We start from the raw sequence: 16087 nt of genomic DNA, 5'->3' as shown, positions 1-16087 counted from the left end.
GCTCACGCCTCCGGTTTGTTGAAGACCCAGTTGTAGGCCTTGACGTCGACGCTTTCGAATAGTCCGGCCTTGGCATAGGGATCGGCATCGGCAAGCGCACGCACCGCCTCTTTCGATTCCGCTTCGACGATGATCAGGCTGCCGCAGGGCTTGCCGTCGTCATCGAGAAACGGGCCGGCGATCTTCAGCGTGCCCTCGGCGTTCAGCTTGTTCAGATGCTCGATATGCGTCGGACGCGTATCCATGCGCACGTTCAGATGTCCCGGTTTGTCCTTGCAGAGAAGGGCGAAAAGCATGTCTGTCTCCTATTCGGTGGTGATCGGACGCGTCATCAGCTGCTCTATCGCCTCTGATATATCGAGCCTGCCGTCGATGATGGCGGAAACGGCATCGGTAATCGGCATGCTGACCTTCAATTCCGCCGCAAGCCGCGAGGCGACGGAGGCGGCAAACGCACCTTCCACCAGCGCACCATGCAGGGGATCGGTCTTGTCGCCGCGCCCGAGCGCTATGCCGAAGCGCAGATTTCGCGATTGATGACTTGTCGCTGTCAGCACCAGATCGCCGAGGCCGGAAAGCCCGCGCACCGTATCCGCCTGCCCGCCCTTGGCGACGACGAAACGCGACATTTCCGCAAGCCCGCGCGCAATCAGCGCCGCACGCGCGGAATCGCCGATGCCGCGGCCTTCGACGATGCCGCAGGCGATCGCCAGCACATTCTTCAGCGCGCCGCCGAGCTGTACGCCGATCCGGTCATTGGAAGCGTAAAGCCGGAAGGTCCGCCCGGAAATCGCCTGAGCGAGCCGCTCCGCAATTTCCATGTCGGCTGCAGCAATCGCCATCGCCGTCGGCAGGCCCTTGGCGATATCGGCGGCAAAACCCGGGCCGGAGAGCACGGCAATGGGATGGTCCGGCAGTTCCCGTTCCAGCATGTCGGTCAGAAGATTGCCCGTCGCCCGTTCGATACCCTTGGCACAGGTAACGACGACAGCATCCTTGGAAAGATAGGGTCCGTATTGCCGCGCCGCATCGGCCTGCGCCTGCGACGGCATCGCAAAAAGCACGATGGAAGCGCCGGCGATCGCATCCGCCTCGGCGGAAAATTCAAGCGTATCGGGCAGGAGAATGCCGGGCAGCACCGCATCATGCAGCCGTTCGGCTTTCAGATCGGCAATCAGTGACGGATCACGCCCGACGAGCGTCACGGCGCTGCGGTCGGCAAGCGCGATCACGGCGGCAAGCGCCGTACCGAAAGCCCCCGATCCAACGACGGCGATGTTTTCGCTCATGCCTTGGCCCCTCGTTTTCCGAAGCCGATCAGCGTTTCCGCATGGGAATCGAGCGGCCAGCGCGAACGCGGCTGCACGTCGAGCGCATCCGGCGCGGCACCGGTCGCCATCCGTTCCAGTCCTGCCCAGGCGATCATCACCGCATTATCGGTGCAGAGGTGCAGCGGTGGCGCGACGAAGCGGAAGCCGTTCTTGTCGCACAGCGCCTGCAGCGTGCCGCGCAGTTCGAGATTGGCGGCGACACCGCCGGCAACGACCAGCGCCGGCTTTTCGCCAGTAGCAGAGAATGTCGTCGGAAATTCCGTCTTGAACCGCTGCAGGCCGCGGCCGATACGGTCCTTCAGCGTCCGCGAAACCGCCTTCTGGAACGAGGCGCAGATATCCGCCACGTCCTGATCGCTGAGCGGTGCGATATCCTGCGCCGCCTGCCGCACCGCTGTCTTCAGGCCGGAGAAGGAGAAATCGAGCCGTGCCTCGCCGACCAGCGGCCGCGGAAAATCGAAGCGATCGGGATTGCCGTCCCGCGCCATCCGCTCCACCGCCGGTCCGCCGGGATAGGGCAGGCCGAGCAGCTTTGCCGTCTTGTCGAAGGCTTCGCCGAGCGCATCGTCGATCGTCGTACCCCAGCGCTCGTACTGCCCGACACCACGCACCAGGATGAGCTGGGTATGGCCGCCGGAAACGAGTAGCATCAGATAGGGAAAGGAAAGCCCGTCCGTCAGCCGCGCCGTCAGCGCATGGCCTTCGAGATGGTTGATCGCATAGAGCGGCTTGCCGGCGGCTCTGGCGATCGCCTTGCCGGTCATCAAGCCGACAAGTAGCCCGCCGATCAGCCCCGGCCCCGACGTGGCGGCGATGGCATCGACATCATCGAGCGACACATTGGCGCGCTTCAGCGCCTCCTCGATCAGCTCGTCCAGCGCTTCGACATGGGCGCGTGCGGCGATCTCTGGCACCACGCCGCCATAGGCGCTATGCTCGTCGAGCTGGGAAAGCACGACATCCGACAGCACGTTGGAATGCCCCTCAGCGTCGCGCTCGACGACCGCGGCGGCGGTCTCGTCGCAGCTCGTTTCGATGCCAAGGATGCGCAGAAAGGGAACCATGAAGCCTGTTCGTTGATTGCGATGGGATGGAAACCCGTTTACGAGAACTCCGGTAACAACGGAATAGAGCGGATGCAAACAAAACCTTTCCGGATCGGTACGCGGGGCAGCCCGCTGGCGCTTGCCCAGGCGCATGAGGCCCGCGACAGGCTGATGGCAGCGCATCATCTGCCCGAGGACATGTTCGAGATCGTCGTGCTGACCACCAAGGGCGACCGCATCACCGACCGATCGCTGGCCGAGATCGGCGGCAAGGGCCTGTTCACCGAGGAGCTCGAACAGAAGCTTACATTAGGCGAGCTCGATTTCGCCGTGCACTCCGCCAAGGACATGGCGACGAAACTGCCCGAGGGGCTTTATCTCTCTGCCTATCTGCCGCGTGAGGATATTCGCGACGCCGTCATCGGCCGTACCGCGCGCAAACTGATCGACCTGCCGCATGGCGCCACCGTCGGTTCCTCATCGCTCCGCCGCCAGGCGCTGATCCGCCGCATGCGGCCTGACATCAATGTCATCACCTTCCGCGGCCTGGTCGAAACGCGCCTGCGCAAGCTCGAAGAGGGCGAGGTGGATGCGACCCTGCTGGCGCTTGCCGGCCTGAAACGCCTCGGCAAGGTCGACGTGCTGACCGATATCCTGGACCCCGACACCTTCCCGCCAGCGCCGGCGCAGGGTGCGATCTGCATCGAAAGCCGCATCGGCGATGCCAGGGTCGACGATCTGCTGGCGCCGGTCAACGATGGCCCGACTTTCGACACCGTCTCCTGCGAACGCGCCTTCCTTGCGGCACTCGACGGCTCCTGCCGCACGCCGATCGGCGGTTATGCCGTCTGCGAAGGCGACCTGATCCGGTTCTCGGGCCTCATCATCACCCCCGACGGCCGCGACCAACATGCGGTGACGACTGACGGCCACCGCCGCGATGCGGCAGCACTCGGCACCCGCGCCGGCCAGGACGTGCGTGCAAGAGCCGGCAGCGCTTTCTTCGACGACTGGCACTGAAGCGGCCATGCGTGTGCTCGTCACCCGCCCCGCGCATTCGGCGACGAGAACCGCACAACGTCTGCGCGATATGGGCCACGAGCCGTTGCTGCTGCCGCTGCGTCAGCCGATGCACGACAGCGCCGCCGCCCTAGCCGCGCTTGCAACCACCAGCGGCGCAGTCGCGGTGACCAGCGCGGAAGCCATCAGGGTCCTCTCCGCGCTCGGTAAGCAACTTCGTCCGCATCTTGCCCGCCCGCTTTTTGCGGTGGGCAAAACGACTGCCGAAGAAGCGCGCAGCCTCGGCTTCCGATCGGTCGCCTCATCCCAGGGCAACGGCCGCGATCTCGCCGATCTCGTCGCGGCGGAGAAACCGGGCACGCTGCTCTACCTCGCCGGCACCCCGCGCGCCGAGACTTTTGAAGGAAGATTGCACGAGCTCGGCATCCACTTTTCCGTCGCCGAATGTTACCGCATGCAGCCGGCCGCCCGCGATCCCGCCGAGATCGACGCGATCTTCGCTAACGGTTACCCGGACGCCATCCTCTTCTATTCCCGCCAGACGGCCGTAGATTTCTTTCGTCTCCTGGAGCCGCAGTCCGCCCTGCCGAAGCGCAGCGCAATTCGCCTCCTTTGCCTTAGCGAGGCCGTGGCGGAGCCCATCCCTACGGCTTTGAAAAAAAGCGTCGAGATTTCACCGATGGCGGATGAGAAGAGTCTTCTGTCGCTGCTTTGAAGGCTCTAACCGCCCAAATTTGATCTAACCTCTTCCCTTAACTGGCATCACTGTCTAGTTTCGTTGCAATGCAGAATAAAGAGGACCTCATGGTATCGGGAAACCCGCCACGCCATTCGAAGAGCGCCGACGAGCCGGTCACGATCGACCTCGATGCACAGGAATTCGCCGCTGCAGCCGACGCCGAAAAACCGGTAGACAATGAAACTGCCGACGGTACCGCCGCTGCCGATGCCGGCCTGGCGCCCGAAACCGAGACTGCGTCGCATGCCGAATATGAAGAGAATCCTGTGATGGATGCGCCGGAAGAGGAACCGGCAGCTACAGAACCTTCCTTCACCCCTCCTCCCGAACAGCCCGCGCCGAAGAGCGCCGGCACCTCGGGTCTGATTGCCGCCGGCATCTTCGGCGGCCTCGTGGCACTGCTTGGCGCCGGCGCCATCCAGTATGCGGGCTACCTCCCGGGTTCCGCCGCGTCGCAGACGACCTCGCCGGAGACGGCCGGTCTTGCCGGTGAGATCGACGGCCTGAAACAGGCCGTCGCCAACCTTGCCGCCAATCCGGCGAGCACGGATGACGGCGAGCTTGCGAAACGCGTCGCTGCGCTGGAAACGGCTGCAAAGGCCCCCGCAGTCGCCGCACCGGCCGATTCTGCTAACGTCGATGCACTCAACCAGAAGATTGCGGAACTGACCGGTCAGGTCGACCAGCTGCGCTCGACGCTTGCCCAGTCTTCCGAGCAGCAGACGACGAACGGCGCCGATATCGCCAAGCGCCTCGAAGAAGCCGAAAAGAAGCTGAACGAGCCGCGCGAGGATGTCGCCGTTGCCCGGGCAATCGCCGCTGCCGCCCTCAAGGCGGCGATCGATCGCGGTGGCCCTTTCCTGGCCGAACTCGACACCTTCGCCGGCGTCGCACCCGACGATCCAGCCGTTGCCGACCTCAAAGCCTTTGCCGAGACCGGCATTCCCTCACGCGCCGAGCTGGTGGGCGAGGTTCCCGATGTCGCCACAGCGATCGTCGAAGCCGTCAACCAGCCGGATCCGAACCAGAGCTGGTCGGACCGGCTGATGTCGAGCGCCAAATCGCTGGTGAGCGTCCGTCCCGTCGGCAATATCGAGGGTGAAAGCGTCGAAGCCATCGCCGCCCGCATGGAGGACAAGGTGAAAAGCGGCGACCTGCCCGGCGCATCCGCCGAATGGAACAACCTGCCGGCCCTCGGCAAACAGGCGTCCACCGCCTTCAAGCAATCCCTCGAAGCGCGCATCCGCGTCGAGGAACTGGTCGGAGGGGCGCTATCGAAAGCGGTCTCCGGCACCGGCAAGGAGGGGTAAGACCATGCTGATCCGCCTTGTCGTCTTCGCCCTCTTCGTGCTGCTTCTCGCCTATGGCTTCTCCTGGCTCGCCGATCGTCCCGGTGACCTCTCGCTGATCTGGGAGGGCCAGATCTACCAGACGAAGCTGATCGTCGCTGCCAGCGCGATCATCGCCCTCGTCGCCGCGGTGATGATCGCCTGGTGGTTCGTCCGCCTCGTCTGGACCTCGCCGCATTCGGTGACACGTTATTTCCGCGCCCGCAAGCGGGACCGCGGGTATCAGGCGCTGTCGACCGGCCTGATCGCCGCCGGCGCCGGCAATGCGCTGCTTGCCCGCAAGATGGCCGCCCGCTCGCGCGGCCTGATCCGCGCCGATCAGGAACCGCTGATCAACCTGCTCGAGGCCCAGGCCGCCCTGATCGAAGGCCGCCATGATGAGGCGCGCGCCAAGTTCGAGGCGATGGCCAACGATCCAGAGACACGCGAGCTTGGCTTGCGCGGCCTCTATCTGGAAGCCCGCCGTCTCGGGGCCAACGAGGCCGCCCGCCAATATGCCGAAAAGGCTGCCGACAACGCGCCATATCTGCCCTGGGCCGCACAGGCGACGCTCGAATATCGCAGCCAGGCCGGCCGCTGGGATGATGCGATCCGCCTGCTCGAACAGCAGAAGGCCGCCCGCGTCGTCGAAAAGGCCGAAGCCAACCGTTTGCACGCCGTCCTCCTGACGGCGCGCGCCGGCGAGAAGCTGGAAAGCAACCCGACAGGTGCCCGCGACGACGCCCTGCAGGCGCTGAAGCTTGCCGCCGATTTCATTCCGGCAGCCCTCATTGCCGCAAAGGCGCTGTTTCGCGAAGGCGGCGTGCGCAAGGCCGCCTCGATCCTCGAACAGGCATGGAAATCGGCACCTCATCCTGAAATCGGCCAAGCCTATGTCAGGGCCCGCAGCGGCGATTCCACGCTCGACCGGCTGAAGCGTGCCGAACGGCTGGAAGGGCAGCGCCCGAACAACGTCGAATCCCTTCTCGTCGTCGCCCAGGCAGCCCTCGACGCGCAGGAATTCGCCAAGGCTCGCGCCAAGGCGGAAGCAGCGGCGCGCATGCAGCCGCGTGAAGCCGCCTACCTGCTCTTGGCCGACATCGAAGAAGCCGAGACCGGAGACCAGGGTCGCGTGCGCCACTGGCTGGCCCAGGCGCTCAAGGCGCCGCGCGATCCGGCCTGGGTGGCAGACGGCTTCGTATCCGACAAGTGGCTGCCGATATCGCCGGTGACGGGCCGTCTCGACGCCTTCGAATGGAAGGCGCCCTTCGGCCAGATCGAGGGTGCGCTCGAAGACGGTTCGGGCCCGGCCTCGATCGAAACGGCTTTGAAGACATTGCCGCCGCTGCGTGACGTCAGGCCGGAAAGCCCGGTCAACGACCATCGCATCATTGAGTTGGAACGCGCCGCGACGATTGCCGAGGCTGTGCGCCCCACGCCGGCACCGGCACCTGCACCAGCACCGGCACCGACATCGGCAAAACCGAAACCCGCCGAACCTACCGTGAGCGATAAAGCGCCGGCGCCAGGCGAGGCGAAGCCTTTCTTTGGCGGACTGCCGGATGACCCCGGCGTTCGCGATCCCAGGGTGGAACCGGAACCCAAGACACGGCTCCGCCTTTTCTGAAATGGAACGAAAACCGCATGTTTGAACGCTTTCAGGCATTTTTCCAGAAGCTCACCGCCGATAACCCGAAGAAAGGTTTTGCCCCTGATGATCCCCGCATCGCAGTGGCAGCGCTCTGCATGCAGGTCATGGAGGCCGACGGCCAGATCAAAGCCAGCGAGAAGAAACGGCTGCGCAAGCTCCTGAAGGAGCAGTATGCGCTCGACGGCAAGCAGCTTGATGCTCTGATGGCTGCCGGCCTCGAGGCCGAAAGCTCCGCCGTCGACTACTATCGCTTCACCGCCGACCTGAAACGCCACCTCAATACCGAGCAACGGCTGGAGCTGATCGGCATCCTCTGGGACATCGTCTATGCCGATGGCGAGCGCAGCGAGATGGAAGATCATGTGATCTGGCGTATCGCCGATCTGCTCGGCGTCTCCTCGCGCGAGCGAATACAGAAGCGGCAGGAGGCCGCCGCCAGGGTGACAGATGTCCAGGTTGCGCAAGATGATGCCGACTGAGCAAAACCCGAACCGCGACGGGCGCCCGATCCTCATCGTCCTGCATCAGGAGCGGTCGAGCCCCGGCCGCGTCGGCCAGTTGCTCGTCGAAAAGGGCTACCGCCTCGATATCCGGCGCCCGGTTCTGGGCCAGCCGCTTCCGACAACACTTGAAGACCATGCCGGCGTCGTCGTCTTCGGCGGGCCGATGAGCTCCAACGATCCCGATGATTTCGTCAAGAAGGAGATCGACTGGATCGACGTTCCGCTCCGGGAAAAACGACCTTATCTCGGTATCTGCCTCGGCGCGCAGATGCTGGTCCGTCATCTCGGCGGCAAGGTGCAGTCGAATGCCGACGGCTCGACGGAGATCGGCTGGTATCCGCTGCACCCGACCGAGAAGGGCCGCCTGCTGATGCACTGGCCGAAGATGGTCTATCATTTTCATCGCGAGGGATTCGAGCTGCCGCGCGGCGCCGACCTGCTGGCCGAAGGCGATGCCTATCCGAACCAGGCCTTCCGCTACGACGGCAACGCCTGGGGCCTGCAGTTCCACGCCGAACTGACCCGGGTGATGATGCATCGCTGGGTCGTGCATGGCGCCCATCGCTTCATCCTGCCGAATGCCCAGCAGGGCCGCGAACATCTCGAAGGCCGCATGCTGTTCGACGCGCCGCTGAAAGCCTGGCTGACCGAATTTCTCGACATCGTCTTCGAGGGAAAGGCGGCGAAGGCGGCGTCCTCTATCGCTCTTCGCGCGTAAAGCGCGTCGCGCATCAGAGCCTTTCCTTAAACCGATTCCGACGATGCGCTAGGCGCGTCGAGCGTATCGATCTGGCGCAGTTTGGGGAAACTCGACGCCCAGATCGCCGCCACGACAAGCGTCCCGATCCCGCCGATGACGACCGCCGGCACCGCCCCGAAGAGCGCCGCCATCGTGCCCGCCCTGAATTCCCCGAGTTCGTTCGAAGCGCCGACGAAGACCATGTTGACCGCATTGACGCGGCCGCGCAGCTGATCCGGTGTCCAGAGCGCAATCAGGCTCTCGCGGACATAAACCGACACCATGTCGGCCGCTCCCATCAGCGCCAGCGCCGCGATCGAGACCTCGGTGTTGGTCGATATGCCGAAGATGATCGTTCCGATGCCGAACAGGGCGACGCCGATGAACATGTAGATGCCGGCGCGATGTCTGAGCGGATAGGCGGCAAGCAAGATCGCCATGACGATGGCGCCGAGGCCGGGTGCGGCGCGCAGCAGTCCGAGGCCCCAGGGACCGAGGGTGAGGATATCGCGCGCAAAAATCGGCATCAGCGCCGTGGCCCCGCCGAGCAGCACGGCGAAGAGATCGAGCGAGATCGCCCCCAGCACCACCTTTTCGGCACGGATGAAACTGAAGCCGCCGAGGATCATCGCCCAGCTCTTGGTCTCACCCGTCGTCTTCTGCACCGGTTTCGGGATCATGTAGAGAAGGGCGGCACCGAGCACGGAAAAGATCACCGCCACCGTATAGGCAGTCGGCGCACTGACACCGTAGAGCAGGCCACCGAACACCGGCCCGGTGATTGCCGCGAGCTGCCAGGACGACGAATTCCAGGCGATCGCATTGGAGAGTGCCTCCTCCGGCACGAGATTGGGCGCCAGCGACTGTACCGCCGGTGACATGAAGGCGCGCTCGATGCCGAAGATCAAAAGCACCGCGAAGACAGGCAGCGGCGTAAAGCTTCCCATCAAAGTCATCACAAGCAGTGCCAGCGTGCAGAGCGCGCTCACCAGCGAGCAGAGTGCGGCGATCGCCCGGCGATTGTACCGGTCGGCCACCGAACCGGTGACGAGGATGAGCAGCAGCGACGGCAGGAACTGCACGAGACCGATCAAGCCGAGATAGATCGCGCTGCCCGTCTGGTCGTACATCTGCCAGCCGACCGCGACGCTGACGATCTGCTGCGAGAAGGAAAGCAGGAAGCGCGCGAAGAAGAACCGCGTGTAGGACGAATGCCGGAACGCGGCAAAACGGTCTCCGGTGGGCGAAAACGACATGGATGTTTTCCGAGGAGACGGGCGCCGGAATAGCTGCAATGCCGCCCGTTAAACATGATTCACCGTGCGTTTCCACACGGCACTTGCCCGTTTAGTCGCCAATGTCTACATGTCTGTCAACAACGAATTGGAGACGATGATGTTTGCGCTGTTTCAAACCATTGATTTGGCTTTGAATATTTACACCTGGATCCTGATTGCCAGTGCCATTTTTTCCTGGCTCTATGCTTTCAATGTTATCAATTCCAGCAATCAGTTCGTCAATTCGGTCGGCACATTCCTCTATAATGTCACCGAACCGGTGCTGAAGCCGATCCGCCGCCTGCTGCCGAACCTTGGCGGCATCGACATTTCGCCGATCATCCTGCTGCTGATCATCTTCTTCCTGCGCACCCTGCTTTGGACCACAGTGTACCCGCTGGTCGCTTGAGCCGTCCCTGGAGCCTTTTCGATGACCATCTGCGCCTCGCCGTCCGGCTGACGCCGAATGGCGGGCGTGATGCTCTCGACGGCGTTGAGGCCGACGGCGAGGGTGAAGCTTTCCTGAAGGCACGCGTCACTGCCGTGCCCGAGAAAGGCAAGGCCAACAAGGCACTCATCCTTTTGATCGCAAAATCCCTGCGCATTCCCAAATCCAGCGTCAGCCTCGTCTCGGGTGAGACCGCGCGCAAAAAAATCCTCCGGATCGACGGCGATCCGGAGGATTTGGTAAAAAAGCTCGAGATATTTTTAGGCTGAGCGATCAGCCTTTCTTCTTGGCGCGCTCGACGGCTTCGAGGATGAGTTCGCCGGCTTCCTTGGAGTCGCCCCAGCCGAAGATCTTCACCCACTTGCCGGGTTCCAGATCCTTGTAGTGCTCGAAGAAGTGCTCGATCTGCTTCAGCGTGATCTCGGGAAGATCGGTGTAGTCCTTCACCTTCTCATAACGCAGCGTCAGCTTCGGCGACGGCACGGCGATGATCTTCTCGTCCTTGCCGGAATTGTCTTCCATCTTCAGGACGCCGATCGGGCGCACATTGATGACGCAGCCGGGAACCAGCGGGCGGGTGCTGGCGATCAGGACGTCGATCGGGTCGCCGTCTTCCGACAGCGTGTGCGGCACGAAACCATAATTGCCCGGATAGGTCATCGGCGTATAGAGGAAACGATCGACCACCAGCGTGCCGGCTTCCTTGTCCATCTCATACTTGATGGGATGACCGCCGACCGGAACCTCGACGATAACGTTGACGTCCTCAGGTGGATTATTACCGATTGAAATGGCGTCGATGCGCATAAGAAACTCCCGCGAGGTTGAATGTGCTGGCAGCCAGATAATCAGTTTCATGTGGCAACGCAACATCGCACAGCGCCAATGCTTGACTGCACCGGGCCACATTCACATCAAAAGTTTCCAAGAGGAGATAGGCGAACGCCGACTCCAGCGCCGCGCGTCTTTTCAGACGCCAAAGGACGCTGTGGCACCTTGAACGGACGTTCAGCTCCAGATGAAGCCGATCTTCTTCAATTGCCTGTGGTCGAAACTTTCCATGCCTTCGCAGAAATCGACGCCGCCATGATTGCGGTAGAAGTGGCTGGCGGTCTCGTTATCCTCGAGGCACCAGACGACCAGCCCGTTGCAGCCGAGCGACTTCAAGAGTCGGCGCGCCTCGCCGAACAGCATCCTGCCGAGGCCGATACCCTGATACTCAGGCCGAAGATAAAGCTCGTAAATTTCGCCTTCCTGCGGCAGAGCGCGGGCGCGATTGAGGCCGAGTGTCGCGTAGCCGGCAACTGTTCCGGCAACATCGAGAACCAGCAGCGTTGCCGGTCCGCGCGTCGCCTTGCGCCACCAGCTTTCGCCGCGCCGCTCGATCATCTGCGTCAGCGCGCGATGCGGAATGATGCCCGCGTAGGTGTGTTGCCAGGCAAGCCTGTGTGTTTCCGATATGGCTCGGGCATCTTGCGGCTCGGCCCGCCGGACATCGATCGACAACGTCTTCATAACGTTTACTCTGGTCCCGCCGAGGGCAACTAACCATATGCACAGGGGCATTGTGATCGATTGCCCACAGACTTGATATGTGGACGACGATCAAAAGTTAACGCTTTTTTAACGATTGTCACAAGATGGAATCGACGCGTCGCACAATAAAAAACCCCGGCGCGAGGGCCGGGGTTTTTAAGGATTTCTCTCCAGCGCCGCGCCTCTTTTCGGAAGCCCAAAACGCTGCAGCACTTTGAATGGCGCTCAGAGAGCCGCCTTCGTCTTTTCGAAACGCTTGCGATCGTTTGCGTCGAGATACATCTTGCGCAGACGAATATTCTTCGGCGTCACTTCCATCAGCTCGTCATCCTGAATCCAGGAGAGCGCACGATCAAGCGTCATGCGGATCGGCGGTGTCAGCTTCACCGCTTCATCCTTGCCGGCGGCGCGGATGTTGGTGAGCTGCTTGCCCTTCAGGACGTTGACTTCAAGGTCGTTGTCGCGCGAATGGATGCCGATGATCATGCCGGCATAGACCTTTTCGCCCGGCTCGATGATCATCGGGCCACGATCTTCCAAGTTGAACATCGCATAGGCGACGGCTTCGCCGGGAGCGTTGGCGAGCAGCACGCCGTTGACGCGGCCACCGATCACACCCTTATAGGGCTGGTAGTCGTGGAACAGGCGGTTCATGATCGCCGTGCCGCGCGTATCCGTCAGCAGCTCCGACTGGTAGCCGATCAGGCCACGGGTCGGCGCGTAGAAACGCAGGCGGAGACGGTTACCGCCCGACGGACGCAGCTCGACCATTTCGGCCTTGCGCTCGGACATCTTCTGCACGACGACACCGGAATGTTCTTCGTCGACGTCGATGACGACCTCTTCGACCGGCTCCAGAAGCTGGCCGCTTTCGTCCTTGTGCATCACGACGCGCGGACGCGACACGGCAAGCTCGAAGCCTTCGCGACGCATGGTTTCGATGAGAACGGCGAGCTGAAGTTCGCCGCGGCCGGACACGTAGAACGAATCCTTGCCTTCGGCTTCTTCGATCTTCAGGGCGACGTTGCCTTCCGCTTCCTTGAAGAGACGGTCGCGAATGACGCGTGAGGTCACCTTGTCGCCTTCGGTGCCGGCCAGCGGGCTGTCGTTGACGATGAAGGACATGGTGACGGTCGGCGGATCGATTGGCTGCGCCGGCAGCGGTATTGTGATCGAAGGATCGCAGAAGGTGTCGGCGACCGTGCCCTTGGAAAGGCCGGCGATCGCGATGATATCGCCCTGATGCGCTTCGTCGATTGCCGTGCGCTCGATGCCGCGGAAGGCGAGGATCTTGGAAATACGGCCGGTTTCAATCGTCTTGCCGTCGGCGTGGAGAACCTTCACTGCCTGGTTCGGCTTGATGGAACCGGAATTGATACGACCGGTGATGATGCGGCCGAGGAAGGGGTTGGCTTCGAGGATCGTACCGATCATCGTGAACGGGCCTTCGTGGACGGTCGGCTCCGGAACATGCTTGAGCACCAGGTCGAGAAGGGGCGTAAGACCCTGATCCTTCGGACCTTCCGGATTGACGTTCATCCAGCCGTCGCGGCCCGAACCGTAGAGGATCGGGAAGTCGAGCTGCTCGTCGGTCGCGTCGAGGTTTGCAAAGAGGTCGAAGACTTCGTTGATGACTTCTTCGTGGCGGCCATCAGGACGGTCGATCTTGTTGATCGCGACGATCGGGCGAAGGCCAACCTTCAGCGCCTTGCCGACCACGAACTTGGTCTGCGGCATCGGGCCTTCGGACGCATCGACGAGAACGATCGCGCCATCCACCATCGAGAGAATGCGCTCGACTTCACCGCCGAAGTCGGCGTGGCCGGGGGTGTCGACGATGTTGATGCGGACACCCTTCCATTCCACCGAGGTCGCCTTGGCGAGAATGGTGATGCCGCGTTCTTTTTCGAGATCGTTCGAGTCCATCACGCGTTCAGCGACACGCTGATTTTCGCGGAACGAGCCGGACTGCTTGAGAAGCTCATCCACCAGGGTCGTTTTGCCATGGTCAACGTGCGCGATGATCGCGATATTGCGAAGTGCCATATGTGAAATCTCTGAAGCTGGGGCGCACGCTCTAGAGGGCGCGCCTATTAGTTTGGGGCGTCCATACAGTTTTTTTTGCGTTTGCGAAAGGGGGGAACGCGCAAAAGCTGCGGCAAGGCTGTCGCCCCGCCGCATCATCGCATGTCATCAAATTGTCTTAGGCGTCGCTGCCTGTCAATTCCTCGAAGGTCGAAAGTCCTTTTTTGACGAGCATCGCATCCGGGCTCGGCAATTTGCCGCGGAAGGCCTTGTAGGCGTCTTCCGGATCGACCGAGCCGCCGACGGAATAGATATTGTCCTTGAGCTTGCGCGCCATCTCGCCGTTGAAGGCGTCTCCCGTCTCCTCGAAGGCGGCAAAGGCATCGGCGTCGAGCACCTCCGACCACATGTAGGAGTAATAGCCGGCCGAATAGCCGCCGGAGAAGATGTGCTGGAAGTGCGGCGTCGCATGGCGCATGACGATCGACTTCGGCATGCCGATCTCGGCCAGCACCTCGGCCTGCACCGCCATCGGGTCCTCGACGGTCTTTCTCGTGTGAAACGCCATGTCGACCAGCGCCGACGAGGTGAACTCGACGGTATTGAAGCCGGCATTGAAGGTCCGGGCGGCAAGCACCTTATCGAGCAGGGCCTGCGGCATCGGCTCGCCGGTTTCAACATGCACGGCATAACGCTTCAGAATAGCGGGCACCGTCAGCCAGTGCTCATAGAGCTGCGACGGCAGCTCGACGAAATCGCGCGAAACGCCGGTGCCCGCAACCGAGGGATAGGTAACGTTCGAAAGCATGCCGTGCAGCGCATGGCCGAATTCGTGGAATAGGGTGCGGGCATCGTCGAGCGACAGCAGCGCCGGCTTGCCTTCCGCCGGCTTGGCGAAGTTGCAGACATTATAGATGATCGGCAATTCGCCGTGGCGGCCGTTCTTCAGCTCCAGCCTGTGCTGCGATTGCAACGAGCTCATCCAGGCGCCTGATCGTTTCGAGCTGCGGGCGAAATAATCACCGAGGAAGAGGGCGACGAGCTTGTCCTCGCGGTCCCTGATTTCGAACACCCTGACATCCGGGTGATAGGCAGCCACGCCCTTCTTCTCGACGGCCCGGATGCCGAACAGCCGGCCGGCCACGTCGAAGCAGGCTTCGATGATCTTCTCGAGCTGCAGATAAGGCTTGAGCTCGGCTTCGGAGAAATCGAACTTCCGTGCGCGGATCTTTTCGGCATAGTGGCGCCAGTCCCAGGGCATCACCTCGTGGTTCCGGCCCTCTTCGGCGATTAGTGCCGCGATATCGACCTCCTCCTCGCCGGCGCGTTTCACCGCCCGCGCCCAGACAGCCCTCAGCAGGCCGTTCACCGCATCCGCCGTCTTCGCCATCGTGTTGTCGAGCTTCAGCTCGGCGAAATTGCCGTAACCAAGCAGCGTCGCTACCTGATGGCGCAGCGCCAGCGTTTCTCTGATGACGGCGCGGTTATCCGTCTCCCCGTCATTTTCGCCGCGCGCCACCCACGCCTTGAAAGCCTGCTCGCGCAGATCGCGGCGCTCCGAAAAGGTGAGGAAGGGCTCGATGATCGAGCGTGACAGCGTCACCGCATATTTGCCCTCTTCGCCGCGTTCACGCGCTGCCGCCGCCATCGCGTCGCGAAGGAATTCCGGCAGGCCCTCGAGCTCGGCGCTATCAGAAAGGACCAGTGCCCAGGCTTTCTCGTCGGCCAACACGTTCTGGCCGAATTGCGTCCCGAGGCCGGCAAGTTTTTCGTTGATCGCGGCGAGTTTTTCCTGCTCGGCCTTTTCGAGCTTGGCGCCCGATTTGACGAAGCCTTTCCAGTGGCGTTCCAGCACGCGTGTCTGTTCGAGCGTCAGACCAAGCGTCTCGCGATTCTCCCAGAGCGTGTCGATGCGGGCAAAAAGCGCGGCATTCATGCCGATCTTCGAATAATGGCGCGACATCTTCGGCGAGATCTCCCGCTCCAGCGCCTGGATCACATCATTGGTATGGGCGCCCGCCTTGTTCCAGAACAGCGACGAAACGCGCGACAGTGCGTCGCCGGCAATCTCCAGCGCCACGACCGTATTGTCGAATGTCGGCGCATCGCCGTTTCCGGCAATCTCGTCGATCTCCTTTTCATGCGCGGCAAGCGCGGCTTCGAAGGCGGCGGCAAAATCACCGTCATCAACAGCATCGAAACGCGGCAAGCCGTGAAGACCGTCCCAGGTCACCAGCGCCGGATTGAAATCATGTGGAGAAGGCATCGGAGAATTCCCTTTTGGCATGCAGATGGATCGTCAATATAGGAGAGCCGTCATAGAATTGGTATGCTGCCGGGAAGGACCTTTTGTCCTCACCTGCCAAATCTGGTGGACAACAATTGCTACGTGAAAATTAACCAATCGTTAACGATTGACGCGAATCACGCGCAGGCGCTAGTTT

Annotated in this window: 16 protein-coding genes; 8 read left to right on the top strand and 8 right to left on the bottom strand. The window is 62.2% G+C overall.

What is annotated here, in order from left to right; all coding sequences use genetic code 11:
- Positions 1 to 2: 2 nt before the first annotated feature.
- The 3 genes from A6U98_RS10330 to tsaD are packed head-to-tail and all read right to left on the bottom strand — an operon-like array spanning position 3 to position 2395.
- A complete protein-coding gene (locus tag A6U98_RS10330) occupies positions 3 to 296 on the bottom strand; it encodes a YciI-like protein (protein WP_064649693.1) in 294 nt (97 codons plus the stop codon).
- 9 nt (positions 297 to 305) lie between these two features.
- Entirely contained in the window at positions 306 to 1289 is a 984-nt protein-coding gene (locus A6U98_RS10325) for an NAD(P)H-dependent glycerol-3-phosphate dehydrogenase (protein WP_064649692.1), read from the bottom strand.
- Entirely contained in the window at positions 1286 to 2395 is a 1110-nt protein-coding gene (tsaD, locus tag A6U98_RS10320; RefSeq protein ID WP_064649691.1) for a tRNA (adenosine(37)-N6)-threonylcarbamoyltransferase complex transferase subunit TsaD, read from the bottom strand. The genes A6U98_RS10325 and tsaD overlap by 4 nt, the downstream gene beginning before the upstream one ends.
- 72 nt (positions 2396 to 2467) lie before the next feature.
- Here tsaD and hemC point away from each other — a divergent pair, with 72 nt between their 5' ends.
- From hemC to A6U98_RS10290, 6 genes are all read left to right on the top strand, one after another.
- A complete protein-coding gene (hemC, locus tag A6U98_RS10315) occupies positions 2468 to 3397 on the top strand; it encodes a hydroxymethylbilane synthase (protein WP_064649690.1) in 930 nt (309 codons plus the stop codon).
- Positions 3398 to 3404: 7 nt separating this feature from the next.
- Positions 3405 to 4112: a uroporphyrinogen-III synthase gene (locus tag A6U98_RS10310; protein ID WP_064649689.1), complete on the top strand. Its 708-nt coding sequence runs from the start codon at positions 3405 to 3407 to the stop codon at positions 4110 to 4112.
- A gap of 68 nt (positions 4113 to 4180) precedes the next feature.
- Complete coding sequence (locus tag A6U98_RS10305) at positions 4181 to 5446, top strand: COG4223 family protein (RefSeq protein WP_082933866.1); 1266 nt, start codon at positions 4181 to 4183, stop codon at positions 5444 to 5446.
- 4 nt (positions 5447 to 5450) lie between these two features.
- Positions 5451 to 7091 (top strand): heme biosynthesis protein HemY, encoded by a 1641-nt coding sequence (locus A6U98_RS10300; RefSeq protein WP_064649687.1) that lies wholly within the window; start codon positions 5451 to 5453, stop codon positions 7089 to 7091.
- Between the two features lie 17 nt (positions 7092 to 7108).
- Positions 7109 to 7594, top strand: a complete 486-nt coding sequence (locus tag A6U98_RS10295) for a TerB family tellurite resistance protein (RefSeq protein ID WP_062941301.1) — start codon at positions 7109 to 7111, stop codon at positions 7592 to 7594.
- Positions 7563 to 8336: a glutamine amidotransferase gene (locus tag A6U98_RS10290; protein WP_064649686.1), complete on the top strand. Its 774-nt coding sequence runs from the start codon at positions 7563 to 7565 to the stop codon at positions 8334 to 8336. The genes A6U98_RS10295 and A6U98_RS10290 overlap by 32 nt, the downstream gene beginning before the upstream one ends.
- A 26-nt stretch (positions 8337 to 8362) precedes the next feature.
- Here A6U98_RS10290 and A6U98_RS10285 read toward each other — a convergent pair whose 3' ends face one another.
- Positions 8363 to 9613 (bottom strand): MFS transporter, encoded by a 1251-nt coding sequence (locus tag A6U98_RS10285; RefSeq protein ID WP_064649685.1) that lies wholly within the window; start codon positions 9611 to 9613, stop codon positions 8363 to 8365.
- A gap of 139 nt (positions 9614 to 9752) precedes the next feature.
- Here A6U98_RS10285 and A6U98_RS10280 point away from each other — a divergent pair, with 139 nt between their 5' ends.
- A complete protein-coding gene (locus A6U98_RS10280) occupies positions 9753 to 10043 on the top strand; it encodes a YggT family protein (RefSeq protein ID WP_026158917.1) in 291 nt (96 codons plus the stop codon).
- Positions 10040 to 10351: a DUF167 domain-containing protein gene (locus A6U98_RS10275; protein ID WP_064649684.1), complete on the top strand. Its 312-nt coding sequence runs from the start codon at positions 10040 to 10042 to the stop codon at positions 10349 to 10351. Before A6U98_RS10280 ends, A6U98_RS10275 begins: the two co-directional genes overlap by 4 nt.
- Positions 10352 to 10355: 4 nt before the next feature.
- On the opposite strand, the gene ppa is transcribed toward A6U98_RS10275, so the two are convergent.
- The 4 genes from ppa to A6U98_RS10255 all read right to left on the bottom strand — a co-directional run bounded on the left by ppa (position 10356) and on the right by A6U98_RS10255 (position 15909).
- Positions 10356 to 10889, bottom strand: a complete 534-nt coding sequence (gene ppa / locus A6U98_RS10270) for an inorganic diphosphatase (RefSeq protein ID WP_011653868.1) — start codon at positions 10887 to 10889, stop codon at positions 10356 to 10358.
- Positions 10890 to 11090: 201 nt separating this feature from the next.
- A complete protein-coding gene (locus A6U98_RS10265; protein WP_003543622.1) occupies positions 11091 to 11597 on the bottom strand; it encodes a GNAT family N-acetyltransferase in 507 nt (168 codons plus the stop codon).
- A 246-nt stretch (positions 11598 to 11843) separates the two neighbouring features.
- The gene (gene typA / locus A6U98_RS10260) at positions 11844 to 13664 is read right to left on the bottom strand and encodes a translational GTPase TypA (protein WP_064649683.1); all 1821 of its coding nucleotides are present in this window, start codon (positions 13662 to 13664) and stop codon (positions 11844 to 11846) included.
- A gap of 157 nt (positions 13665 to 13821) precedes the next feature.
- A complete protein-coding gene (locus A6U98_RS10255; RefSeq protein WP_064649682.1) occupies positions 13822 to 15909 on the bottom strand; it encodes a M3 family metallopeptidase in 2088 nt (695 codons plus the stop codon).
- Positions 15910 to 16087: the final 178 nt, after the last annotated feature.

Source organism: Rhizobium sp. WYCCWR10014, assembly GCF_001657485.1.
GTDB lineage: Bacteria > Pseudomonadota > Alphaproteobacteria > Rhizobiales > Rhizobiaceae > Rhizobium.
Note: the sequence above shows the minus strand (reverse complement) of the source record. Positions and strands in the feature narration are given on the sequence as shown.